This is a genomic window from Candidatus Pelagibacter sp. HIMB1483 (assembly GCF_052048135.1).
GTDB lineage: Bacteria > Pseudomonadota > Alphaproteobacteria > Pelagibacterales > Pelagibacteraceae > Pelagibacter.
Genome location: NZ_JBNAIM010000002.1, coordinates 308,364 through 332,512, shown reverse-complemented (window position 1 = coordinate 332,512; position 24,149 = coordinate 308,364). Strand labels below are relative to the sequence as shown.

29 protein-coding genes and 1 tRNA gene are annotated in these 24,149 nt (G+C 27.4%); 19 read left to right on the top strand and 11 right to left on the bottom strand.

Going from position 1 to position 24,149, the window contains the following annotated elements; all coding sequences use genetic code 11:
- Nucleotides 1-2 precede the first annotated feature (2 nt).
- Complete coding sequence (gene pgsA / locus ACTTAV_RS02445) at nucleotides 3-587, top strand: CDP-diacylglycerol--glycerol-3-phosphate 3-phosphatidyltransferase (protein ID WP_440669960.1); 585 nt, start codon at nucleotides 3-5, stop codon at nucleotides 585-587.
- Here pgsA and ACTTAV_RS02440 read toward each other — a convergent pair.
- Nucleotides 584-1,465 (bottom strand): branched-chain amino acid aminotransferase, encoded by an 882-nt coding sequence (locus tag ACTTAV_RS02440; RefSeq protein ID WP_440669958.1) that lies wholly within the window; start codon nucleotides 1,463-1,465, stop codon nucleotides 584-586. The genes pgsA and ACTTAV_RS02440 overlap by 4 nt on opposite strands.
- Before the next feature lie 69 nt (nucleotides 1,466-1,534).
- Here ACTTAV_RS02440 and ACTTAV_RS02435 point away from each other — a divergent pair, with 69 nt between their 5' ends.
- From ACTTAV_RS02435 to ACTTAV_RS02425, 3 genes are read left to right on the top strand one after another with little or no spacing between them, the layout of a single operon-like run.
- Nucleotides 1,535-1,972, top strand: a complete 438-nt coding sequence (locus ACTTAV_RS02435) for a MarR family winged helix-turn-helix transcriptional regulator (RefSeq protein WP_440669956.1) — start codon at nucleotides 1,535-1,537, stop codon at nucleotides 1,970-1,972.
- Nucleotides 1,965-2,642 (top strand): response regulator transcription factor, encoded by a 678-nt coding sequence (locus ACTTAV_RS02430; protein WP_440669955.1) that lies wholly within the window; start codon nucleotides 1,965-1,967, stop codon nucleotides 2,640-2,642. The genes ACTTAV_RS02435 and ACTTAV_RS02430 overlap by 8 nt, the downstream gene beginning before the upstream one ends.
- Nucleotides 2,623-3,942 (top strand): ATP-binding protein, encoded by a 1,320-nt coding sequence (locus tag ACTTAV_RS02425; RefSeq protein ID WP_440669954.1) that lies wholly within the window; start codon nucleotides 2,623-2,625, stop codon nucleotides 3,940-3,942. Before ACTTAV_RS02430 ends, ACTTAV_RS02425 begins: the two co-directional genes overlap by 20 nt.
- Here ACTTAV_RS02425 and ACTTAV_RS02420 read toward each other — a convergent pair.
- On the bottom strand, nucleotides 3,931-4,167 hold the full coding sequence (locus ACTTAV_RS02420) for a hypothetical protein (protein WP_440669953.1): 237 nt from the start codon (nucleotides 4,165-4,167) through the stop codon (nucleotides 3,931-3,933). The two genes, ACTTAV_RS02425 and ACTTAV_RS02420, sit on opposite strands and share 12 nt — an antisense overlap.
- A gap of 51 nt (nucleotides 4,168-4,218) precedes the next feature.
- Here ACTTAV_RS02420 and lgt point away from each other — a divergent pair, with 51 nt between their 5' ends.
- From lgt to ychF, 7 genes are read left to right on the top strand one after another with little or no spacing between them, the layout of a single operon-like run.
- Nucleotides 4,219-5,013 carry a prolipoprotein diacylglyceryl transferase gene (lgt, locus tag ACTTAV_RS02415; protein WP_440669951.1) on the top strand — a complete coding sequence of 265 codons (795 nt, stop codon included), beginning with the start codon at nucleotides 4,219-4,221 and terminating at the stop codon, nucleotides 5,011-5,013.
- Nucleotides 4,979-6,022, top strand: coding sequence for an SAM-dependent methyltransferase (locus ACTTAV_RS02410; RefSeq protein WP_440669949.1), 1,044 nt, complete (start codon nucleotides 4,979-4,981; stop codon nucleotides 6,020-6,022). The genes lgt and ACTTAV_RS02410 overlap by 35 nt, the downstream gene beginning before the upstream one ends.
- A gap of 1 nt (nucleotide 6,023) precedes the next feature.
- Nucleotides 6,024-6,785 (top strand): peptidoglycan editing factor PgeF, encoded by a 762-nt coding sequence (gene pgeF, locus ACTTAV_RS02405; protein ID WP_440671026.1) that lies wholly within the window; start codon nucleotides 6,024-6,026, stop codon nucleotides 6,783-6,785.
- Nucleotides 6,786-6,793: 8 nt separating this feature from the next.
- Nucleotides 6,794-7,726 carry a ribose-phosphate pyrophosphokinase gene (locus ACTTAV_RS02400; RefSeq protein ID WP_440669948.1) on the top strand — a complete coding sequence of 311 codons (933 nt, stop codon included), beginning with the start codon at nucleotides 6,794-6,796 and terminating at the stop codon, nucleotides 7,724-7,726.
- A gap of 45 nt (nucleotides 7,727-7,771) precedes the next feature.
- A complete protein-coding gene (locus tag ACTTAV_RS02395; RefSeq protein WP_440669947.1) occupies nucleotides 7,772-8,488 on the top strand; it encodes a 50S ribosomal protein L25/general stress protein Ctc in 717 nt (238 codons plus the stop codon).
- 35 nt (nucleotides 8,489-8,523) lie between these two features.
- A complete protein-coding gene (pth, locus tag ACTTAV_RS02390) occupies nucleotides 8,524-9,084 on the top strand; it encodes an aminoacyl-tRNA hydrolase (RefSeq protein WP_440669946.1) in 561 nt (186 codons plus the stop codon).
- Nucleotides 9,084-10,157, top strand: a complete 1,074-nt coding sequence (gene ychF, locus ACTTAV_RS02385) for a redox-regulated ATPase YchF (protein ID WP_440669945.1) — start codon at nucleotides 9,084-9,086, stop codon at nucleotides 10,155-10,157. The genes pth and ychF overlap by 1 nt, the downstream gene beginning before the upstream one ends.
- On the opposite strand, the gene ACTTAV_RS02380 is transcribed toward ychF, so the two are convergent.
- From ACTTAV_RS02380 to petA, 3 genes are read right to left on the bottom strand one after another with little or no spacing between them, the layout of a single operon-like run.
- A complete protein-coding gene (locus ACTTAV_RS02380; protein WP_440671024.1) occupies nucleotides 10,134-10,886 on the bottom strand; it encodes a cytochrome c1 in 753 nt (250 codons plus the stop codon). The two genes, ychF and ACTTAV_RS02380, sit on opposite strands and share 24 nt — an antisense overlap.
- A gap of 27 nt (nucleotides 10,887-10,913) precedes the next feature.
- Complete coding sequence (locus ACTTAV_RS02375; protein WP_440669943.1) at nucleotides 10,914-12,182, bottom strand: cytochrome b; 1,269 nt, start codon at nucleotides 12,180-12,182, stop codon at nucleotides 10,914-10,916.
- A gap of 9 nt (nucleotides 12,183-12,191) precedes the next feature.
- On the bottom strand, nucleotides 12,192-12,701 hold the full coding sequence (gene petA, locus ACTTAV_RS02370) for a ubiquinol-cytochrome c reductase iron-sulfur subunit (protein ID WP_440669942.1): 510 nt from the start codon (nucleotides 12,699-12,701) through the stop codon (nucleotides 12,192-12,194).
- 93 nt (nucleotides 12,702-12,794) lie between these two features.
- On the opposite strand from petA, the gene ACTTAV_RS02365 reads away from it, so the two are divergent.
- Genes ACTTAV_RS02365 through greA form a run of 3 tightly spaced genes read left to right on the top strand, consistent with a single transcriptional unit; the run spans nucleotide 12,795 to nucleotide 14,575 of the window.
- Entirely contained in the window at nucleotides 12,795-13,268 is a 474-nt protein-coding gene (locus ACTTAV_RS02365; protein ID WP_440669940.1) for a tRNA (cytidine(34)-2'-O)-methyltransferase, read from the top strand.
- Nucleotide 13,269: 1 nt separating this feature from the next.
- On the top strand, nucleotides 13,270-14,097 hold the full coding sequence (hemF, locus tag ACTTAV_RS02360; protein ID WP_440669939.1) for an oxygen-dependent coproporphyrinogen oxidase: 828 nt from the start codon (nucleotides 13,270-13,272) through the stop codon (nucleotides 14,095-14,097).
- A gap of 1 nt (nucleotide 14,098) precedes the next feature.
- Nucleotides 14,099-14,575, top strand: a complete 477-nt coding sequence (gene greA / locus ACTTAV_RS02355) for a transcription elongation factor GreA (protein ID WP_440669938.1) — start codon at nucleotides 14,099-14,101, stop codon at nucleotides 14,573-14,575.
- Here greA and ACTTAV_RS02350 read toward each other — a convergent pair.
- The 4 genes from ACTTAV_RS02350 to ACTTAV_RS02335 all read right to left on the bottom strand — a co-directional run bounded on the left by ACTTAV_RS02350 (nucleotide 14,572) and on the right by ACTTAV_RS02335 (nucleotide 18,484).
- Nucleotides 14,572-15,846, bottom strand: a complete 1,275-nt coding sequence (locus ACTTAV_RS02350; RefSeq protein WP_440669937.1) for a CCA tRNA nucleotidyltransferase — start codon at nucleotides 15,844-15,846, stop codon at nucleotides 14,572-14,574. The genes greA and ACTTAV_RS02350 overlap by 4 nt on opposite strands.
- 3 nt (nucleotides 15,847-15,849) lie before the next feature.
- Nucleotides 15,850-15,923: transfer RNA gene (locus tag ACTTAV_RS02345), tRNA-Gln, on the bottom strand.
- Between the two features lie 32 nt (nucleotides 15,924-15,955).
- A complete protein-coding gene (locus tag ACTTAV_RS02340) occupies nucleotides 15,956-16,801 on the bottom strand; it encodes a GHMP family kinase ATP-binding protein (protein WP_440669935.1) in 846 nt (281 codons plus the stop codon).
- On the bottom strand, nucleotides 16,802-18,484 hold the full coding sequence (locus ACTTAV_RS02335; RefSeq protein WP_440669934.1) for a tetratricopeptide repeat protein: 1,683 nt from the start codon (nucleotides 18,482-18,484) through the stop codon (nucleotides 16,802-16,804). It abuts the gene before it with no gap.
- A gap of 11 nt (nucleotides 18,485-18,495) precedes the next feature.
- Between ACTTAV_RS02335 and ACTTAV_RS02330 the strand changes: the two genes are divergently transcribed.
- From ACTTAV_RS02330 to ACTTAV_RS02320, 3 genes are all read left to right on the top strand, one after another.
- Complete coding sequence (locus ACTTAV_RS02330; RefSeq protein ID WP_440669933.1) at nucleotides 18,496-19,212, top strand: uracil-DNA glycosylase; 717 nt, start codon at nucleotides 18,496-18,498, stop codon at nucleotides 19,210-19,212.
- The gene (locus ACTTAV_RS02325; protein ID WP_440669932.1) at nucleotides 19,212-19,772 is read left to right on the top strand and encodes a ribonuclease HII; all 561 of its coding nucleotides are present in this window, start codon (nucleotides 19,212-19,214) and stop codon (nucleotides 19,770-19,772) included. The genes ACTTAV_RS02330 and ACTTAV_RS02325 overlap by 1 nt, the downstream gene beginning before the upstream one ends.
- 119 nt (nucleotides 19,773-19,891) lie before the next feature.
- Nucleotides 19,892-20,971 (top strand): site-specific DNA-methyltransferase, encoded by a 1,080-nt coding sequence (locus ACTTAV_RS02320; protein ID WP_440669930.1) that lies wholly within the window; start codon nucleotides 19,892-19,894, stop codon nucleotides 20,969-20,971.
- Here ACTTAV_RS02320 and ACTTAV_RS02315 read toward each other — a convergent pair.
- Entirely contained in the window at nucleotides 20,962-22,101 is a 1,140-nt protein-coding gene (locus tag ACTTAV_RS02315; RefSeq protein WP_440669929.1) for an FAD-dependent monooxygenase, read from the bottom strand. The two genes, ACTTAV_RS02320 and ACTTAV_RS02315, sit on opposite strands and share 10 nt — an antisense overlap.
- Complete coding sequence (locus ACTTAV_RS02310) at nucleotides 22,101-23,081, bottom strand: A/G-specific adenine glycosylase (RefSeq protein WP_440669928.1); 981 nt, start codon at nucleotides 23,079-23,081, stop codon at nucleotides 22,101-22,103. Before ACTTAV_RS02310 ends, ACTTAV_RS02315 begins: the two co-directional genes overlap by 1 nt.
- Between ACTTAV_RS02310 and ACTTAV_RS02305 the strand changes: the two genes are divergently transcribed.
- Nucleotides 23,082-23,570, top strand: a complete 489-nt coding sequence (locus ACTTAV_RS02305; RefSeq protein WP_440669927.1) for a DUF721 domain-containing protein — start codon at nucleotides 23,082-23,084, stop codon at nucleotides 23,568-23,570. It begins immediately after the preceding gene.
- The gene (locus ACTTAV_RS02300) at nucleotides 23,567-24,142 is read left to right on the top strand and encodes a thioredoxin domain-containing protein (protein ID WP_440669926.1); all 576 of its coding nucleotides are present in this window, start codon (nucleotides 23,567-23,569) and stop codon (nucleotides 24,140-24,142) included. Before ACTTAV_RS02305 ends, ACTTAV_RS02300 begins: the two co-directional genes overlap by 4 nt.
- Nucleotides 24,143-24,149: the final 7 nt, after the last annotated feature.

Sequence of the window (24,149 nt, the reverse complement as noted above, 5' to 3'; positions counted from 1 at the left end):
TTATGCTTAAAAAAATACCAAATATATTGACTGTAGGAAGAATTTTAATCGTTCCATTTTTTGTTTTAGCATTCTATCTTCCGGGCTTTTATGGAGATTTGACAGCACTTATTTTATTCATCATTGCATCGTTTACAGATTTTTTAGATGGTATGTTGGCTAGATTACTTGGAGAGGAGTCTAAATTAGGTGAGTTATTAGATCCAATAGCAGACAAAATTATTGTTGCTACTGCATTAATCTTGTTAGTAATGGATGGAACTATCCGCAATTATGAAGTAATTGCTGCAATTATAATTTTAACAAGAGAAATTTTAATTTCAGGTCTAAGAGAATTTTTAGCAAAAGGGAAAATTAAATTACCTGTGTCAAATTTAGCTAAGTTGAAAACAGTTTTACAAATGGTGTCTATTGCACTTTTACTCTCTGGTGATACTGGAAATAAAATTATCAATTTTCAAGATTATAATGCTCAAACTATTGGAATAATTCTTTTATGGTTGTCTGCAGCTTTAACTTTATTTACTGGATATGATTATATGCGTAAAGGAATTGATCATGCAATATCTGAGGATAGCAAAGATTAGGCTGCTTTTTTCTTTTTAACTAAAGCAAGATAGCTTTCATTTAAATCAATTATCATTTCACAAACTTTAAATTGATTTTCAGCAATGCAAGACACAGGTGTCACTTCAGCAGCTGTACCAGTCAAGAAACATCCTACAAAACTTTTTAATTCCTCAGGTTTAATTTTTCTTTCATGAACTTTAATATTTTTAGATTTTGCTATTTCAATTACAGTTCTTCTAGTAATGCCATCTAAAAATGAATCTGGAATTGGAGTGTGCAAGTCTCCATTTTTATCCTTAAAAAAAATATTAGCTCCTGTAGCCTCAGCAACATTTCCATCATGGTCCAACATAAGTGAATCGGTGTAACCTTGTTTTTCTGCTTCATGTTTTGAGAGTGTACATATCATATAAAGCCCTGAAGCTTTCGTGTCCCAAGGAATCGTGTTAGGCGCAGGTCTTCTCCAGCTAGATATATTTAATCTAATACCTTCAATTTTAAGTTTAGGATCAAAATATGATCCCCACTCCCAAGTCGCAATAGCAACATGAATTTTTGTTTGTTGTGCTGAAATGGCCATCATCTCACTCCCTCTCCAAGCAACTGGTCTTACATATCCATTTTCTACTTTTTGTGTTGCAATTATTTTTTTTGAAGCATTATTTATTTCATTCTCGCTGTATGGAATTTCAAATCCCATTCTTTTTGCAGAATAAAACAACCTAGATGTATGTTCCTCTAATTTAAAAATTGAACCATCGTACACGCGTTCACCTTCAAAAACACAGCTAGCATAATGCAATCCATGGCTCAAAACATGAACTTTAACTTCTGACCAATCGACTAATTCGCCATTGTACCATATTTTTCCTGATCTTTTGTCGTAAGGTATCATTTTATGAAATAAAAAATTCTTACTGAAAAATATCTTTGTATCTATAATATGTCAATATAACTTACCAAAATGAAACAACTTTTATATCTAAAAGATGATCAATTAAAAGATTTAATAGAAAAGCTTTTTATTGGTTACAGAGAAACTTTCTCAGATTCAAAAAAGATTCTAAATAAGTATAAAATTGGTATAGCACATCAAAAAGTAATTCATCTACTATCTATGTATGAGGGAATTTCTATTTCAGAGCTTCTCAAGAGACTTAAAGTTACAAAACAAAGTCTTAATAGAGTTTTAAAAGATTTGATTAAATTAGAAATAATAATTTTCAAAAAAGATGAAGTAGATACTAGAATTAAACACATTTTCCTGAATGAAAAGGGAAAAAAAATATTTAACGAAATATTTGAAATTCAAAAAAAAAGGATCCATAGTGCTTTGTTAAATTCTAGTTCTGAAGAAGTAATAAATTTTGACAATGTTTTAAAAAAAATAATAAATGGATAATCTAATTGCACACATATTGGTAGTAGATGATGATGATGGGATAAGAACCCTGGTAAAAAAATATTTGAATGAGAATAATTATCTCATCACGACAGCTATTAGTGCGGAAGATGCATTAGAAAAAATTAAAATAATCAAATTTGATTTAATAATTTTAGATATAATGATGCCTGGAAAAAGTGGCTTAGAATTTATTAAAGAAAATCAAAAAAAACTGGAAACACCAATAATTTTACTAACAGCGAAAGGTGAAGCAAATGAAAGGGTCGAGGGGCTTGAGATAGGTGCTGATGACTATTTACCAAAACCTTTTGAACCTAAAGAACTCTTATTAAGAATTAAAAATATTCTTGAAAAAACAAAAAAGAATGACCAAAAAAGAGTTATAAAATTTGAAAATATTGAAATTGACCTAAATAAACAAATAATTTCAAAAAAGAATAATGAATATAAGATTAATAATACAGAAAAAAAAATTTTAGAAAAAATGATCAATAATCCAGGTAAAACTTTTTCCCGTGAGGATATAGGTTTTTTAATTGAATTAGATAAGGAAAGATCTATTGATGTGATTATTACAAGATTAAGGAAAAAAATAGAAATAGATCCAAAAAATCCCAAATTTTTACAAACTATCAGAGGAGCTGGATATGTTTTATGGATTGAGTAAATTCATTAAAAATATTCTTCCAAAAAGATTATTTTATCGTGCGCTTTTAATTGTAGCAGTCCCTGTAATTGTTTTGCAATTGATAATTACAATCGTTTTTTTTGATAGTCTATGGATTAAAACAAATAAAGGTATGACTAAGGCTTTAGTGAATGAAATTAATACATTTATTGAAGTGTATTCAGATGAAATTTATGACAAAAATGAAATAACAAGCTTATTTTCTGTCTACCAAGATTTAAATATTGAATATGTTGAGGATAATAATTTTGATTATCTTTATGATGAGAGGTGGTTTAGTCCAATTGATAGAACTTTAAGAAGAGAACTAAAATCAAAATTTGGTAGTGGAGAATTCTGGTTTGATACTACAGGATATAAAGAGTTAATTGATCTAAGAATTAAATATCAATCTGGTTACTTCAAATTTTTAATTCCACGTGACAGAGTAACAAGCTCATCAGCCAGAATATTTGCACTTTGGATAACTGTTCCAGCAGTTATAATGGTTTTAATTTCATTAATTTTTTTAAAAAATCAAACAAGACCAATTACTAATCTTGCTAAAGCTGCAGAAAAATTTGGTAGAGGAGAAGAAATAGATGAATTTAAACCATCTGGTGCTGCAGAAATAAGACAAGCTGGTTATGAATTCGATAGAATGAGAAAAAGAATTTTGAGACATCTTAACCAAAGATCAGAGATGTTGTCAGGAATTAGTCATGATTTAAGAACTCCACTTACAAGGATGAAGCTTCAAATTGCTTTTATTAAGGACAAAGAATTATCCAATAAATTGGCTGAAGATATAAATGAAATGGAAAAAATGCTTAATGAATATCTTCAATTCACCAGCTCTTCTTATCTTGAAAAAGATGAACAATTTGATCTTAGTGATTTAATCAATGAAATTGTAAAAAAATATGATAATAAAAATATTTTTTCCAATATTGCGCCCAGGATATATATTAATGGTAGAAAAAACTTAATTAAAAGATGTATTAACAACTTATTAGATAATTCAATCAAATATGCTAAAAAAATAAATATTAGTATCTCTAAGGGTAGCAATAATATATTTATTAAAATTGAGGATGATGGGCCAGGTATTCCCAAGCATGAATATGAAAATGTTTTTAAACCATTTTACAAAATGGATAAAGGAAGAGCAGATTCAAAATCTAGTGTTGGATTAGGAATGTCAATTGCCTCTGATATTGTCAGATCACATGGAGGAAATATAAAATTAGCTAAATCTGTAATGAATGGTTTAGAAGTTAAGATTTTTTTACCTTTTTAGTTTTTTTTTGATTTTTTTTGATTGATTAATTTTTTTTTCTAAATTTTCAACCCTCTTAGAAAGAATTTCAAACTCATCCTTGCTTGTTAACCTCATTTTAAAGACTATTTCATCTCTTTTTGATTTCAAAATTGTTATTAATTCGTTAGAAATATCTTTTGTTGATATCAGTCCTTGTTCAATCAATTTAGCTATTTTATCAATAACAAACTTAGAATTTTTCATATATTTATCTAATTACTTAATTATAACTATAATCTATAGTTATAATTAAAAATGTTCATTAATAATTTTGACCCAGTAGCAATTGAAATTCTTTCAATTGAAATAAGATGGTATTCTCTTGCTTATATTATTGGAATTTTGTTAGGTTGGATTTTAAGTAAAAAGATTTTCATCTCAAATCCCAAAGTTAATGAGAAATTTGATGATTACATAACATACCTAATTTTAGGAATAATAATTGGAGGAAGATTGGGATATGTATTATTTTATAATTTAAGTTTTTATTTTAATAATCCACTAGATATTTTTAAAATTTGGGAAGGCGGTATGTCATTTCATGGAGGTGTGATTGGAATTATTATTGGAACAATTTTATTTGCAAAAAAAAATAATCAAAATTTATTTAATTACCTGGATGTAGTGGCTTTTGTTGCACCTATAGGTATTTTTTTTGGAAGAATAGCAAATTTTATAAATTCTGAACTTTACGGAACAGAAACAAATGTGGTGTGGGCGGTAAAATTTATTCAGATAGACAATTTATATAGACATCCTTCGCAATTATATGAGGCTTTATTCGAGGGCATTATTTTATTTTTAATTTTAATATATTTTAGAAAAAAACATTTTGCTAAAAATCCAGGATTTATTTCAGGCATATTTCTAATTTTTTATTCAATCTTTAGGTTCACAATAGAATTTTATAGAGTTCCAGATGAACAATTGGGTTATTTATTATTTCATTTAACAATGGGACAAATAATAAGTTTATTTTTCTTATTATTTGGATTTTATTTAGTAATCACAAAATATGAAAATAAAAAAAAAGAATTTCCCATTAGATAGATTTATAAATTATTCTCTTTACGACAAAAAATCTGGATACTACATGAAAAAAAATCCATTTGGTAAAGATGGAGATTTTATAACCGCCCCAAATATCTCAAGACTATTTTCTGAAATGATTGCTATTTGGGTTTTAAGTTTTTGGAAAAGTTTAGGATCTCCAAAAGAATTTGAGTTGATAGAATTGGGAGCAGGAAATGGTGAAATGATGAGTGTGCTTTTAGAAAGTTTTAAAAATTTTCCAAAATTTTTTAAAGCTTGTAAATTTAAAATTATTGAAAAAAGTCCATCCTTAATAAAGATTCAAAAAAAAAAATTATATAAAAATAAAATATCTTGGATCAAAAATGTAAAAAACATAAAAAAAAAACCTACAATTTTTTTAGCAAATGAATTTTTCGACTCTCTTGAAATAAAACAATTCACTAAAAAAAAAGGTTTATGGTTTGAAAAATTTGTACATCTAAAAAATAATAATAAAGCACACTTTTTTGAAAAAAAAATTAATATGAAGAATTACGAAAAAAAAATAAGGTTTAATATTTCAAAAAATCAAAAATTTATTGAATATTCTGAGCCTGGTATAAGTTATTTAAAAGAAATTTCTAAAATTATTAAAAGAAACTCGGGTGGTATACTGATAATTGATTATGGATATATTGAAAATAAAATGAAAAATACCCTTCAAGCAATTTCTAAACACAAATATTCAGATATCTTAGAAAAGATTGGCAATGCTGATATTACGCATAATATAAATTTTAAATTATTTCAGAAGATCATTAAACATATGGGGGGATTAAGATATAATTTAACCACTCAGAAAAAGTTTTTGATTAAGATGGGAATAAATGAAAGAGCAGAAATAATATCTAGAAATTATAATTTTTTAAAAAAAGCAGATTTATATTATAGATTAAAAAGATTAATTGATGATAAACAAATGGGTAACTTATTCAAAGTAATGTTAATTAGAAACCATAAAAATAATTTTAAATTAGGATTTTGAACTGATCACTTCAAAAAAATTATCAAAACAAAAAGATATTAGTCATGGTTTTTTTAATAAAATTGGTGGCAAATCAAAAGGTATTTATAAAAGCCTTAATTGTGGAATAGGCTCTTTCGATAATAAAAAAAATGTTAAAAAAAATTTAAAAATTGTAAAAAAAAAATTATCTAAAAAAGGAAAAAATATTTTTTTAGTTCATCAAATACATAGCAATAAATTTGTGTTTATAGATAAAAATTATAATTTAGGTAAAAAAACTGTAAAGGCAGATGCAATAATAACTGATCAAAAAAATCTTCCCATTGCCGTTTTAACTGCCGATTGTACCCCATTATTGTTCTATGATAAAAAAAGAAAAATGATTGCAGCAGTTCACGCAGGCTGGAAAGGTGCTTTTAAGGGAATTATAAAAAAAGTTATAAATTTCATGCTTAAAAAAGGTTGTCAAAGAAAAAATATTATAGCTGCTATTGGTCCATCAATAGCTCAAAAAAATTATGAAGTTAAAACAAAGTTTATGAATAAATTCATCAAAAGTCATAAAAAAAACAAAATTTTCTTTAAATTTAAAAATGATCTTATTTTTTTTGACCTACAAAAATACATAAAATCTCAACTAAAATTTCTTAAAATTAATAAGATTGATATGATAAATACTGATACTTTTAATAAAAAAAATAATTTTTTTAGTGCTAGACGATCTTTAAGTTTAAAACATGATGATTATGGTAGAAATATTTCAATAATTATGATTAATTAAATTTTTCAATGAAATTATTAACTGGAAATAGTAACAAAGTTCTTAGTAAAAATATTTCTAAATATTTAAAAACAAAACTTGTTAATTCAAGTATCAGAAAATTTGCTGACGGAGAAATATATGTTGAAATAAATGAAAATATCAGAGGTAATAGTATTTTTATAATTCAATCAATATCGTCACCAGCCAATGATCATTTAATGGAGTTGTTGTTGTGTATTGATGCTCTCAAAAGATCATCGGCAAAAAATATAACAGCTGTTATTCCATATTTTGGATATGCAAGACAAGATAGAAAAGTTGTTCCTAGAACATCAATATCTGCTAAATTAGTTTCAAATTTAATTACTAAGGCAGGTGCTGATCGGGTTGTAACCGTTGACTTGCATGCTGGGCAGATTCAGGGTTTCTTTGACATTCCTGTAGATAATTTATTCGCAACACCAATTTTTGCAAGACATGTAAAAAAGAAAATAAAAAGTAAAAATATGATTTGTGTTGCACCAGATGTTGGTGGAACCGAAAGAGCAAGAGCACTTGGAAAACTTTTAGGTGTTGGTTTAGCGATTGTTGATAAAAGACGACCAAAGCCAGGACAATCTAAAGTAATGAATGTAATTGGGGATGTAAAAGACCAGACCTGTATAATTGTTGATGATATTATTGACTCAGGTGGAACAATAGTTAATGCAGCTAAAGCTTTGAAAGAAAGAGGTGCAAAAGAAGTTTATGTTTATATTACTCATGGAGTATTATCTGGGGAAGCAGTAAAAAAAATTAAAAACTCTGTAATAAAAAATTTAGTTATTACAGATACCATTGATAATGGTGAAAAAACTAAAAATGTTAAAAATATAGAAGTTTTACCTATTTCTGGCCTAATGGGAGAGGCGATAAAAAGAATTTCTAACTCAACATCTGTCTCAGATTTATTTAAATAATTACCTTGATTATTTGTCAACATGGGTTAAAAAACTTTGTTTTTTATGAATTCAGTAGACGCAAACATCAGAGACAACAAAACTAAAGGACAATTAAATTCTATAAGAGAGAATGGTGCTGTTCCAGCTATCATCTATGGAGGAAAAGAAGAAAATCAAAAAATCTCTATTCCAAAAAAAATATTAAAAGTATTAATTGAAAAAGAAAACTTTTTATCAAGCATAATTACTTTAAACATTAATGGTAAATCTCAAAACGTTTTACCTAGGGAAGTTAAATATCATATTCTAAGTGATGAACCTACTCACGTAGATTTCTTAAGAGTTTTGCCTGGTGTAAAAATAAAAATTGAAGTACCAGTTAATTTTATTAATCATGAAAAGTCTCCAGGGTTAAAAAGAGGTGGTGTTTTAAACATAGTAAGAAGGAAAGTTGAATTAAAATGTCCAAGTGAAAAAATTCCTGAAAGTTTAACTTTAGATTTAGATGGTATAGATATTGGTGAAAGTTTCAAAATCTCCTCAGTAAAACTTGATCCAGAGGTTTCACCAACTATTCAAGGAAGAGATTTTGTAATAGCAACTTTAGCAGCGCCAACTGTTATGAAAGAACCTGAGAAGCCTGCCGAAGCAGAAGCGACTGAGGGTGAAGAAGGTTCAGAGGGAGCAGAGGCAGCAGCGGGCACAGATGGTGAAAAACCAGCAGCAGAGGGTGATAAAAAAGAAGGTGAAGACAAAAAACCCGCTGAAGAAAAAAAATAATCCAACAATTTTGAAATATAAATTTTAATATTTTTATGCTTTTATTCGTAGGATTAGGTAATCCAACACCAGATAGTGAAAAAAATAGACATAATGTTGGATTTAAAATTATAGACACAATCAATAAAGAGTTTGGACTTACGAAACAGAAGCCAAAATTTAAAGGTTTGCTTACAACTGGAAATATTGATGGCAAAAAGATTTATGCAATTAAGCCTCTTACTTTTATGAACAACTCAGGAGTTTGTATTAGAGAATTAATTGAATATTTTAAGATTGATGCTGAGGATGTAATTGTTTTTCATGATGATCTGGATGTTGAATTTGGAAAAATAAAAGCAAAATTTGGTGGATCAAGTGCAGGCCATAATGGAATATCGTCAATCGATAAATTTATAGGAAAAGATTATTCAAGAGTACGAATTGGTATTGGTAAACCTAAAGGAAATATAAATGTGGCTGACTATGTATTACAAAATTTTGATGAAGACGAAATAATTGGTATTGAGAAAATTTCAAAAAATATTACCGAGTCAATTTCGATACTTGTAGAAAAAAAATTAGATTTATTCTCAAGCACTGTAAATAATAAGTAATGAGCTTCAAATGTGGAATAGTCGGATTACCAAATGTGGGTAAGTCAACTCTATTTAATGCTTTAACTAATTCAAACAAAGCTCAAGCAGCAAACTTTCCATTTTGCACAATTGATCCAAATGTTGGAGTTGTGCCTGTACCAGATGAAAGATTACAAAATTTAGCCAAAATTTCAAAATCAAAAAAAATTATTAATACTACCATTTCATTTGTTGATATTGCAGGGTTGGTTAAAGGTGCATCTAAAGGTGAAGGATTAGGAAATAAATTTTTGTCTCATATTAGAGAAGTAGATGCAATTATACATATGATTAGATGTTTCGATTCAGACGATATACAAAATGTAAATCCGACTGTGGATCCTATAAGAGATCTTGAGATTATAGAAACAGAGATGATGCTTGCTGATCTTGAATCGATCCAAAAAAGACTTGAAAAAAACAATAAAAAAAATATTGATGAAGATCAAATCAAGATCCTTGAAATTGCTTTAGACTCTATCAATAATAATAAAGATATTTTAAATTTGAGAACCCAATTTGAAAAAAAACAAATTAATCAAAGTGGGTTATTATCTTTAAAACCAAAGATATTTGTTTGTAATGTTGATGAACAAAGTGTCCAGAATGGAAATGAATATACGAGAAAATTCATAGATAAATATGATATTAAAAATACTTTAGTTATTTCAGCCGATATAGAGAATCAAATAAATGCACTAGATAACAACGAAAAAAAAAATTACATGGAAATGATTGGCTTAAAAGCAACTGGATTAGATATATTAATTAAAAAAGGTTATCAAATTCTAGAGCTAGATACTTTCTTTACCTCTGGACCAGAAGAAACAAGAGCATGGACAATCCAAAAAAACTGTACTGCACCAAAAGCAGCAGGTGAAATACATACTGATTTTGAAAAAGGTTTTATCAGAGCAGAAACAATTGCATATGAAGATTTTATTGCTAATGATGGATGGGTTAATTCAAAAACTAACGGTAAAATGAGACTTGAGGGTAAAGATTATATTGTGAGAGATGGTGATATTTTAAACTTTCGTTTCAATACGTGACCAAATCCTTTTCATGCTGAAATAGACTAGCACAGTAAGTATAATCAAATATACAATCGCCTTAAATCCCATTTGATGTCTTGCCTCTAAATGAGGTTCAGCCGCCCACATTAAAAAAGTTGTTACATCTTTCGACATTTGCTCTACTGAGGCAACAGTGCCATCACCATATTCAACCAACCCATCAGATAATGGATTTGCCATTTTTATTTTATTTCCATACATATATTTATTGTAATAGACCCCCTCATCTAAAGTTAATCCTATTGGAGGATCTTCATAGCCTTGTAGTAAAGAGTAAATATAATCTACACCACCTCCTCTAGCTTTGGCTAAAACTGACATGTCAGGAGGGTATGCTCCACCATTTGCCGCTTGGGCTGCCTTTACGTTTTCATAAGGCATTACAAATTTATCCGATAGTCTTCCAGGTCTACTAAACATTTCTCCATCCGAATTAGGTCCATCAGTTACTTCAAATGATGCAGCAATTGCTTTAGCTTGTTCCGTAGAAAATTCTGGACCTCCCTCCTCCGCCAGGTTTCTATAACTTAGATATTTCATAGAGTGGCAAGATGAACATACTTCGGTATAAACTTGATAACCTCTTTGAAGTGCACTTCGATCAAATTTTCCAAAAAGACCTTTAAAACTCCATTCAGTTTTCAAATATTCAACTTTTTCAGCAGCATTGGAACTAAATGGATATCCAAATAATGTAATTAGTATACTGAGTATTCTTAAAGAATTTTTCACTTAATTATCTAAACTTTCTTTATTACTATTTTTTGCAGTAGCAAGATTTGGAGATCCTCCAAGAACTGGGTCTGTAATACTCAATGGAACAGGAAGAGTTTTCTCTTTTAAACCCAAAATAGGTAGTATAACTAAAAAATGCAAAAAGTAATAAGCAGTAGCAACTCTGGCAACTAATAAGTATAAACCCTCCGCAGGCATTGCCCCAACGTAACCCAAAATTAAAACATCAGCTACTAAAATCCAATAAAACTGTTTATACAAAGGCCTAAAAACAGCAGATCTAATTTTTGAAGTATCTAACCATGGTAAAGCTGCTAAAATCAAAATAGCTGATAGCATAGCAACTACTCCTAAAAGTTTGTCAGGAACTGATCTTAAAATTGCATAGAATGGCAACAAATACCATTCTGGAACAATGTGTGCTGGGGTGACTAACGGGTCAGCTTCAATATAATTGTCTGCGTGACCTAAAATGTTTGGTGTATAAAAAACAAAAAAAGCAAAAACTATCATAAACATTAACAAGGCAAATCCATCTTTAATGACTATGTATGGATGAAAAGGAACAGTGTCTTTTGAAGGCTTTTTTATATCAATTCCAACTGGATTGTTATTTCCAGGAACATGTAACGCCCAAATGTGAAGAACTACCAATCCTAAAATTAAAAAAGGAATTAAATAATGAAGAGTAAAAAATCTTGTTAGCGTTGGGTTATCAACTGAATATCCTCCCCATAGCCAAGTTACTATCCCCTCACCAACTAAAGGTATCGCACTAAATAAATTTGTAATTACTGTAGCTCCCCAAAAACTCATTTGTCCCCACGGAAGTACATAACCCATAAATGCTGCTGCCATCATTAGCAGATAAATAATTATCCCAATAATCCAAATAATTTCTCTTGGTGCTTTATAAGAACCATAAAATAAAGATCTAAATATATGAATGTAAACGGCCAAAAAAAACATTGAAGCTCCATTGGCATGAATATATCTAATCAACCAACCATAGTTAACATCTCGCATAATATGCTCAACACTCTCAAAAGCCATATCTGCATGGGCTATGTAGTGCATAGCCAAAGTTAAGCCTGTAACAATTTGAGTTATTAGACAAAAAGTTAATATACCTCCAAATGTCCACCAATAATTTAGATTTTTAGGAGTTGGATAATCTGTTAAATGATTTGCGAGTGTTAATAATGGTAATCTATCATTGAACCATTTTCCAACTTTAGATTTAGGGGTATATTCGTGATCACTCATAATATTAACTTAACCAATCTTAATTGTATTTGAATTAACAAACTCATATTTAGGGATTTCCATATTTGTTGGGGCCGGACCTTTTCTAATTCTTCCCGAGGTATCATAGTGAGATCCATGACAAGGACAGAACCAACCATTGTAGTCTCCTTTTTGGTCTAAAGGAACACAACCTAAGTGAGTACAAACTCCAAGCATGACTAGCCACTCAGGATCTTTAGCTCTATCTTCATCCTTTTCAGGATCTTTTAAATCTTCTAACTTAACGGCTCTTGCTTCAGTTATTTCTTCTTCTGTTCTTCTTCGAATAAAAACTGGTTTTCCTCTCCACAAAACGGTTATCGTTTTACCAGGGATTACTGAGCTTACATCCACTTCTGTGCTAGCTAAAGCTTTTACTGAAGCATCAGGATTCATTTGATCAATCATAGGCCATATCGTTGCGCCAACTCCCACTGCTCCTACAGCATAAGTAGCTGTAAATAAAAAATCTCTTCTATTGGTTTTTTTTTCTGACATTGTTAGTTTTATTTAAATATACTCAATATAGATAATTTCTACTTAAATATATGAATTCATATAATATAAAATATTATATTTACTACTGAAAGAATGACACATAATTCAACTAAACATGGTCCAAAAATTGCTTTATTTGAACCAGATATACCCCAAAATACTGCAGCAATAATCAGAACCTGCTCATGTTTAGGCGCAAAATTGGAGATTATAGAGCCCTGCGGTTTTCTGCTAAGTGATAAAAGATTTAAACGTGTAGTCATGGACTATATGGATGAAAAGGAAATCAAATTCTATCAAAGCTCAGACGAATTTTTTGATTCTAAAAAGAATCAAAGAGTTATATTAATGACTACAAAAGCATCTTTGTCTTATACTGAATTCAAATTTGATAAAAATGATACAATTTTATTTGGCAGGGAAAGTGCGGGTGTTCCTGATAAAGTTCATAAGATTGTTAAAGATAGACTAAAAATACCAATGAAAAATAAAATGCGTTCGCTTAATATTGCCTCATCTGTTGCTATAATATTGGCAGAAAGTTTAAAACAAACTAAGTTAATTTGATATGGAACTAGAGATTAAAAAAGATTTAACAAGTAATTGGTTTAAGATGTTACAGGATTCTATTTGTCAAAAAATAAGTGAGATTGAAAAAAATAAAGTTGAATTTAAATCAACAATTTGGAAAAGAAATCATAAAAAAGATGAAGGTGGTGGTGAATTTAAAATTTTAGAAAATGGTAAAGTATTTGATAAAGTTGGAGTTAATTTTTCTAAGGTTCATGGGAAATTTCCTAAACAATTCCAGAAAAATATTTTGGGCGCAAAAAAAAATCCTAACTTTTGGGCATCTGGTATTTCTGTAGTAATGCATATGAAAAATCCCTTGATTCCAGCAATGCACTTTAACACGAGATATATTTGCACTACACAAAACTGGTTTGGTGGTGGCATAGATGTAACACCTTCAAAAAAAGACAATAATGAAAAAAAAGAATTTCATAAAATTTTAAGAAATATGTGTAATCGTCATAATAAAAATTATTATTTAAAGTATAAAAAATGGTGTGATGAATATTTTTATTTACCTCACAGAAAAGAGACTAGAGGAATTGGTGGTATTTTTTTTGATTATAAAAAAGATAATTTTGAAAAAGATTTTAAATTTATTAGAGATGTTGGAACTACATTTGAAAATATTTTTCAGAAAATCATTAGAAAAAAAATAAAAAATAAATGGACTAGAAAAGATAAGGAAATACAATATATCAAAAGAGGAAGATATGTAGAGTTTAATTTATTGTATGATAGAGGAACAAAATTTGGATTACAAACTGGTGGAAATGTTAAAGGAATATTAATGTCATTACCACCTTTGGCAAAATGGAAATAGTATGGAAAAAGAACCAATAACTTTAAATGGACTAAATAAACTTAAAGATGAACTAATATTTCTAAAAGAAAAAAAAAGACCCGAGATTGTAGCTGCTATAGCTGAGGCAAGATCTCATGGGGATTTAAAAGAAAATGCTGAATATCATGCAGCAAAAGAAGAACAGTCACACAATGAAGGACGAATTAATGAGATAAACGATATTATTTCTAGAGCAAATATTATTGATGTTACAAAATTAAATAATGATGGAAAAGTAATATTTGGTTCAACTGTTTTTCTAGAAAATTTAGATACTGGAGAAAAAATTAATTATAAAATTGTAGGAAAAGATGAAGCTGATCTCAAACAAAAATTAATTTATTTTCAGTCTCCCATTGGTAAAGGATTGATTGGGAAAAATAAAAGTGATTTAGTGGAAATCAATACTCCTGCCGGAATAAAAAACTTTGAAATTAAAGATGTTAAATATATTTAATTATCAATAATATTATTAATTTGTTTATCAGAAATCTCAAAATTATTCTTAACCCACTCTTCTTCTATAATTTTAAGTTTTGCTCCCAATTGTTTTCCCTCTGGAATATTGAATTTCTCCATTAAGAAGTCTGCACCCACTGGCATTTTTGGAACTAATTTATTCGAGTAATGATTAATTAATTCTATAAGGCTTTTTTCAGACTTTTTTGATTTTATAATTTGAAAGTTCAAAATATCAATTACTGCTTGCTTTCCATCAAAATAAAAAATTCTGTTCATATTATTTTCTGAAAATGTTTGAGAATGAATTTTTTCTTTATAAAAATTATCAATAATCTTTAATCTTTTATGATCTTTTTTTGAAATATTGAATTTATATAAAAAATATTCAGTATTATCTCCCTCATCAATAATCATCAAAGATAGTAAAAAAATAAAATCAAGATTTTTAAGTATTGATTTTTTCTCAGAATTCAATTTTGAGAAAATATTTATATTTTTTAATTCAGGAAATATTGATTGAATAATCTCTAAACTAATACTGTTTTTAGCTAATCTCTCTAAGGTTTCTACCTGAGTAATCTTTTTTAATTCATCTAAAAGTCTTTCTTTTGATAATTTTGATATTCCACCAATGTTAATTTTAATTTTTCTAATTAATTCAGGGTTATGAGGATATTTTGAATAATTGGTGAAAAATCTTAAGTATCTTAATATTCTCAAATAATCTTCTTTAATTCTTATATCAGAATTACCTATAAAACTTACTAACCCGTTTTCTAAATCTTTTTTACCATCAAATGGATCAAACAAATTACCCTCTAAATCAGAATAAATTGAATTCATTGTAAAATCTCTTCTAGAAGCATCTTCTTTCCAATCTTTGGAATATTGTACTTTTGCATGTCTTCCGTCTGTTGAGATATCTTTTCTTAACGAAGTGATTTCGAATTTATATCCATCAATCAATGCAGTAACCGTTCCATGTTCAATTCCAGTCTCAAAGTAATTAATATTATTTTTATTAAGAGCTTCACAGACCTCATGAGGATTTAAATTTGTTGCTAAATCAATATCATCGACTTTTTCTTTTTTAATTATCTTTCTGATGCAACCTCCCACATATCTTACTTCACTTTCTGATGAGTGAGAATTTATTGCGTAAAAAATTTTATTTGCTGGTGTGTTTTTTGTTAAATCTTTTATATTTTGACTTAAATAATCTAGATTATTTGATCTAAAAAAAATTGTATCTAAAAAACTTTTCATATTTGGCTGGGGCGCTAGGATTCGAACCTAGGATGCAGGTACCAAAAACCCGTGCCTTACCGCTTGGCTACGCCCCAATAATAAGTTCGTATAACATAAAAAAAAAAGTTTATATAGTTTTTGATGCTATACACCAGTAATTTTTATAATTTCTATTAAACCTTTTTTTCGCAAGTTCACATCTTTTTTTTGTTTGAAAATATGCAACTAAAGCTGATCCTGACCCTGTCATTCGCACAAAAGCTGGATCTGATGAATTCTCGAGATATGATTTGATAATTTTTAATTTTGGATATTTAAATAAAGCCACATCTTCTAAATCATTTTTCATCGTTTTTAAAAAATCAAAACTAAACATTTTTTTATTTGCTTGATTAAGTATAACTTTGTGAAATTTCTTTACTCCAGCATATATATCTTTAGTGGAGCAACCAAAATTAGGCTTTACAACTAGAGGGTAAAATTTTTTGATATTGTTAAAATACACAACTTTATTTTTTGAGTTTAAAATTGCATTTTTTTGATTTATTCCCAAAATCACATCTGATCCAACCAAGTTAGAAATATTTTCTATCTCTTTTTTTTTTATTTTAATAAACTTTTTTTTCATTAAAAATTTTAAAATACTTGCCGCATTCATTGAACCTCCACCAAGGCCTGCTTTATTTGGTATATATTTATTAACTATAATTTGAAATTTTTGATTTTTTAATATTTTTTTCTTCTCTAATATTTCTAATAATTTAGAAATTGTATTTTTCTTTTTTATATTTTTAGAAAACTTTCCATAAAATCTTATTACATGTTTTTTTGATTTAATTTTTTTAATCTTTATTAAATCATATAGATTGATAAATGATATAATGCTCTCAATCCTATGCAAAGAATTTGTTTTTCCAACAATGTTCAGTGCTAAATTTAACTTTGCATAAGATTTAATTTTTGAATATGACATTTAAGAATTCAAGCCTTGAATGATTTTTATATTAATCTTTTCAATCATTTCCTCCTCGGTGTCATTCATATCAAGTACATTCTTCCAAAAATAGCGTGCTTGAATTTTTCGATCAAGCTTCCATAAAATATCACCGTAATGATCGTTAACTATTGGATCATCTGGCATTAACTCTACCGCTCTTTTAAGTAATTTTTCAGCCTGCAAATAATCATCAATTAAATAGTATGCCCAACCTAATGAATCAATAATGTATGGGTCATCGTTTTTAGCCCTATAAGCTATTTTCAACATATCAATTGCTTCATCAATTTTATAATCTCTTTCAAGCCAAGAATAAGCAAGATAATTTAGTATATAAGCATCGTCGGGAGTAATCTTTAGAGCATTTTGTAAATCTTTATCTGATGCTTCATAATTCTTAATTCTCTCATAACTTCCACCTCTACGATATAAAATATCAGATTTTATTTCTGCGCTATCATCTAAGTCGTTAATAATTTTAGTGTAATAATTTATTGCTTCTTCATAATTTTTTGATTTTTTATAAAAATTGGCGATATCAAATAATATCTTTTTATTTGGATTATCTATTTTTTTAAAATTTGAAGTGATATAATTTAAAGACTCTTGAATATTTCTTTGTTTTTCAATAATTTGAGCCTCTTTCTTTAATCTATACCAGTAATAAAAGTCCTCCTCTTCTGTAAATTTTTTTAAAACTTTTTTTGCTTTATCATAATCTTGATTTAAATAATGATTTTCTGCCACTAAAGACAAATTAAATTTAAATTTTGGATTTAGAAAATTTGACAAATTTAAATAAAAATTAGACATCTCAAAATTATCTTGAGAAGAATATAAGTTTGAAATCAAAAATAAAAACTCTGCAATTAAGTCATTGTGATTTTTGCATGAAAAAACTTTTGCAAAATTGTCGAAATTTTTATTTTCAATCCAACTTTTTCCCTGAGATAATAATAAAGTTGAATTGATATATTCCAAATCATCAGTAATTTTCTTAGCTTTTGCTAATTCATTATTTTCTATTAAGAAACTAAGATAAAAATAAATATATCTCGTAAAATCAGATTCTGGATCATTAATTAAATTAAGAAAGTAATTTTCTGTCTTTGGATCTTTAAGATAACATCTTTGGAATGTCTCTGAAATAATTGATAATTTTCCAAAATTCTGTTTATTGTCCAAGAACTCTTTCTCTTTAAATAAATAAACATACTGTTTTAAGCTTTCTAAAATTGCTAAGTTAAATCTGTCTTGCTCTGAATAATTAAACGCATCTAAAATGTATTGAAACGCTAATTCCAAATCATTTTTTTTTAGACTATCTAAAAATATTAATAAGTAAGCATCAAAAAATTGAGTATTATTCTCATCTTTATTTTGTCTTACTATGTTAATTGCTTGTGATACTTTGTTTTCCAGTACTAAAGAAGAAACATATCTTTTTAAAAAAGGATCGTGCTTATTAATTAAAACTTTAGATGAGTCGAAAAATTTTAAAGCCTCTGAATTTTTTTTATTTCCAAATGCTACAATACCAGAAAAGTACTTTGATAAATTTTTAGAATCAATTTTTTCTAAACTATTGCTTTTAGAAAATAATGGTGTCTGATAAAGTAAAACTAAAATTAAAATAAATTTAATTTTTTTTAACAACATTAGTACAGTTTATGATTAAAAAGACTTTAAATCAAAATGCCAAATATGCTCAAGAGTTATTAAAAACTGCCGAGCCCGACTTTGTCTTTAGTAATAAGCCAATAAATAGACTTAAAATTATTCAAAACAACAACAATTCTAAAAATAAAAAAAAAAATGAACTTCTGCTAAATTTGAAAGAACAAATTAATTCAATTCAAAATTGTAATTTAAAAGAAAACTCAAAAAATCTGATTATTGGTGATGGCGACTCAAACTCTCCCATAATGTTAATTGGTGGGGCTCCTGGAAAAATTGAAGACGAGTCTGGATCTACTTTCCAAGGTGATATTGGTTCTCTTCTAAACAAAATGCTACTTGCAATAAACATTAAAAGAGAAAATGTTTACACAACTTATTCAGTAAATTTTAGACCTCCGGAAGATAGAAAACCTACATTACAAGAAATCAAACGTTACTCAATATTTCTTAAAGATCATATTTCAATTATTAATCCAGAAATTGTTATTCTAATGGGAAGCACAGCAATGGAGGCAATTACTGGTTTAAACAAAATATCTAATGAAAGAGGTAAGTGGAAAGAGATAATTTTGAACAACAAAACATTTCCTTTAATGATTACTTTCAGTCCATCTTACTTAATTCGATTTCCTGAAAATAAAAAATATTCCTGGGAAGATTTAAAAAAAATCAGACAAAAGATAGAAGAATTAAAAATTAAAATTTAATGAAAATAATTGCTGGTGTAGACGAAGTTGGCAGAGGTAGCTTGATTGGACCTGTATATGCTGCCGCTGTAATACTCAATAAAGGTATTAATAAAAAATTACTAAAAGACTCTAAGAGTTTGACCAAAAATAAAAGAGAATTTTTAGAAAAATACATTAAAAAAAACTCGATTTGGGCAGTGGGAAAAGCTTCTGTTAAAGAAATTGAGAATATGAATATTCTTCAAGCAAGTTTATTAGCAATGAAAAGATCAATAAAAAAACTTAAAAAAAGACCAAAACTTATTTTAATTGATGGAAATAAATTACCTGAAATTGAAAATTACAAACTTAAATCAATTATTAAAGGTGATCAAAAGATACCATCCATCTCTGCAGCTTCAATTATTGCTAAAGTTACTCGTGATAAAATGATTTCTAATTTAGGAAAAAAATTTAAAGATTATCATTGGGAAAAAAACTGTGGTTACGGAACGAAACAACACCTAAAAGCAATTAAGAAGTTAGGAATTACCAAACATCACCGAAAAAATTTTTCACCTATTAATAAAAAAATATAGGTTTCACGTAGAAACACAATATCTTGTTATCTAAAAAAAAATCAGCACAAATCGAATCTAAATAATTCAATCATAGGTTGACCCAAGAATCTTTTTGGAGTCTAATTTATTTTTATAAAATGAATTTAGACTTAAAAAATAAATTAGTTAATGGAGATAGTTTAAAAGAGCTTAAAAAAATTCCTAATGAAACTTTTGATTTAATTTTTGCTGACCCTCCTTACAACTTGCAATTAAAAAGTGAACTCACAAGACCTGATAGATCAAAAGTAAATGCAGTAAATGATAAATGGGATCAATTTGAAAATTTTAAAAAGTATGATGACTTTACTTATTCTTGGTTAAGCGAATGTAAAAGAATTTTAAAAAAAAATGGAGCTATCTGGGTAATCGGTAGCTATCACAATATTTTTAGGGTTGGGACTGCAATTCAAAATTTAGGTTTTTGGATTTTAAATGATGTTATTTGGAACAAAAAAAATCCCATGCCGAATTTTAGAGGAACTCGTTTTACCAATGCTCATGAAACTTTAATTTGGGCATCTAAATCTGAAAAATCAAAATACACTTTTAATTATCAATCCTTAAAGTGTTTAAATGATGATCTTCAAATGAGATCTAACTGGGAAATACCAATTTGTAACGGCTCAGAGAGACTTAAAAAGAACGGCAAAAAAATTCATTCAACACAAAAACCAGAAGCTTTACTTCATAGAATTTTACTAGCAACTTCAAATAAAAATGATTTAATTTTAGATCCTTTTTTAGGATCTGGGACTACAGCAACAGTTGCTAAAAAATTAGGAAGAAATTATTACGGAATTGAAAAAGAAAAAACCTATTTTAAAGCTGCTGAACTAAGACTAAAGAAAGCAAAACCTATAGAAGATGATTTTCTAGATACTTTGCAGAATGGTAGATCTAAACCAAGAATACCGTTTGGTTCATTAGTTGAATTAGGAATAATTAAACCAGGAACTACTATTTTTGATAATAAAAAGAAAATTAGCGCAAAAATAATGGCTGATGGCAGTATTAAACATGATCAAACAGAAGGTTCAATTCACAAAGTAGCAGCTACAATCTTGGGTGCTGAAAGCTGCAATGGTTGGACTTATTGGCATTGTGAATTGGGAAGCTCTTTCGTACCAATAGACAATTTAAGGCAAAGATTCCTTCTAAATAAAAATCATCTATAAATTTTACCAAGATAACTTTCTAAAAACTTTTTATTTTTTGTTAATCTTTTTAAAAAAATATTTCTTATATTTTTTGTTAAAGGATTTGATAAATGGAATGCAAATTGATTAAATTTTGATCTTATATTTATTTTTTTTGTTTTATTAACTCTATTTTTATAAAAATCTTTTTCTGTATTATTTTCTATATTCTTAAATAATTCATATGCTCCCTCTATTGATTGAGATGCTCCTTGAGCAAATGAGGGTGGAAAAGCAAAAAAAGCATCACCTATGAATTGAATATTATTATTTTTTGTTTTAAAAAAATCATCACTAACAAATACTGGGAATATTTTTAATTCCTTAACTTCATTTAAAAATTCTTTCATTTCTGATGGGATATTATCCAATATCCCTTTAACAAAATTTTCATCACTAAATAATGAGTAGTTTTTTTGTTCATTGATAGAAAGATTATATTTCATTATTGCTATAAAATTAAAGTCTCCAGTTGGACTTACAGGATAAATTACATAATGAAAATTAGGACCTAAAAATAACGAAATATTTTTACGATCGATTTTAGAAGAACTGGTTATCATGCCTCTTAAAGCCAATGTATTATTGTATTTTGGTTGAGCTTTATTATTTGAAATAAGATTTTTACTTTTTGAGAAAACTCCATCTGAAATAATTAAATAATCACATTCAAAATTTTCGTTGTTTTGAAAAGTAAGTTTAATTTTTTGATTTTCTTGATCTATCTTCGAAATACTGTGATTGGTTTTAATTAAGCTACCTAAATCTGTTTTTAAGAAATTAACTAAATCAGACCTTCTCAAAGTTGTATACTTACAATCTTCTGAATTAAAATCTGAAATATTTAAATCACATATCTTGTTTGAGCTCTTAATTGAGTAAAAATTTATTTTATCTGGATTAAACTTTTTATCATTTTGAAATTTATCAAATCCAATTTGATTTAAAAGCTTCACACTATTCACTGATAATTGAATTCCATAACCCCCTTCTGTATCAGTTGAGCTATTTTTTTCATATACTGTAATTTGATAATTTAAATTTTTTTTAAACAAATTTGCAATGAACAGCCCCGAAATACCAGCTCCAATAATAGCAACTTTTTTCATTAATTTTTTTCTAAATATTGAACAACTTTCTTTGTAAATGATGGTAACATAAATGTATTCATTTTTTTTCTATCCACCCAATATGATGATGGAAATTTTTTATAATCTTTTGAATATTCAATTTTTATATTCATATTCATATTAGACATTTTAAAATTTAAATTTTCATTAAAATTTTTTGGATTAAATAATTCTTCCATGGGAAATATTGACAAATTTTTCAAAAAATTAAATTTAGTATTTTTCACAAGTAAATATTTTTGTTTTTTTTTATAAACCTTAAGAATAAAATATTTTTCTTTATTATTCTTAACGCTCTTAGTTAAAGTAAAATCTTTCTTTTTATAAGATTTACAATTTTTTGAAATTGGACACTGATCGCATACTGGATTAATCGGCTTACATATCAAAGCCCCAAGTTCCATTAGCGCTTGCGCATAATCACTAGATCTAGATGAAATGCCAAGAACAGACTTTTTCTTTAATAAATTATCTTTTTTAATTTCACTATCTTTTTTTAAGTAAAGATATCTTTTTAAAACTCTTTCAATATTTCCATCTAATGGAACGAAAGGTTTATTAAATGCTATGGCCATAATCGCGCTAGCAGTATAATTGCCTATTCCAGGTAAAGATTTTAATTGATCGTAATTTTTTGGAATTTTACCACCAAAGTTATTTACAATTAAATTAGCTGTTTTTTTTAAATTTCTTGCCCTAGAATAATATCCAAGACCTTCCCATAATTTAATTAATTTTTTTTCTTCTACATTTGCAAGTTTTGTTAAAGAAGGTAAGTTTTTAATAAATCTATTAAAGAATGGAATAACTGTTGCAACCTGGGTTTGTTGCAACATAAATTCACTTACTAATGTAAAATATTGTTTTTTTTGTAAAGATACTTTTTTTCGCCATGGTAAAGATCTTTTACTAATATCATACCATTTAAGAATTTTTTTTGTTATTATCTTTTCTCTCATATGCAATATAAAAATAATAGTAAGCAGAGATTTGGAAGCATTCAAGGATTAAGATCCTTTAAAGACACTTTGCCAAAAAATATCAAAAAGGTAATTAGCAAAAGAGGTCATATTTATTCAGAGACACTAAATAATTGGAAATATATTGCTGGTGAAAAACTTTTTAAAATCTGCTATCCAAAATCATTTAAAAGTTCAAATAAATTTAGTGTAAGTACTCTTTTAATTATGGTTCAAAGAGGGCATGAGATTGAGCTTGAATATTCAAAAAATGAAATAATGGATAGGATGAACAAATTTTTTAAGGAGGAAGTTGTTAAAAGAATAAAATTTACCAGTTTTGAGGAGGAAAACAAAATTAAAGAAAAAGAAATTTTACAAAATACAAATGTGACAAATAATAAATATATGTCTAAGATAAAAAATGTTAAAAATGAAAAAATTAAAAAGTCATTAATTGAACTTACAAAGGTATTTAAAGAAAAATGAAAAAAATTTTAATATTCTTAATTTTATTTTTTGGGTTAATTACAAATATTAATGCTGAGGTCAAAAGAATAACTTCGGGAAATGAAAATGCAAAAATAACAATTATAGCTTATGAGTCACTCACTTGTAGCCATTGTGCAAATTTTCATAAAGATGTTTATCCTCAATTAAAAAGGGATTATATCGACACAGGATTGGTTAAAATTGAATTTAGACACTTTCCTCTAGATATAGCAGCTTTTAATGCAGCTAAAATTTCACAATGTAAAGAAGATCAAAGTTTAAAAATTTTAGAAAGCCTTTACTATAATCAACAAGCTTGGGTAAAAGGAAGCACTATAGAAGAGGTAAATGAAAATCTTAAAATATTTCTTTTAAGTAAGGGTTTTAATGTTGATTATGATAATTGCATTAACAACAAAGAAATAGAAGATTTTGTTTTAAATGATCGAATCGAAGGAACTAAAAATTTTAAGGTAAATGCTACTCCTACGATAATAATTAATAATGAAAAGTTCGAAAAAACCCTTAATTATAAAAATTTAAAAAAAACTTTAGAAAAACTGATATAATTTAATC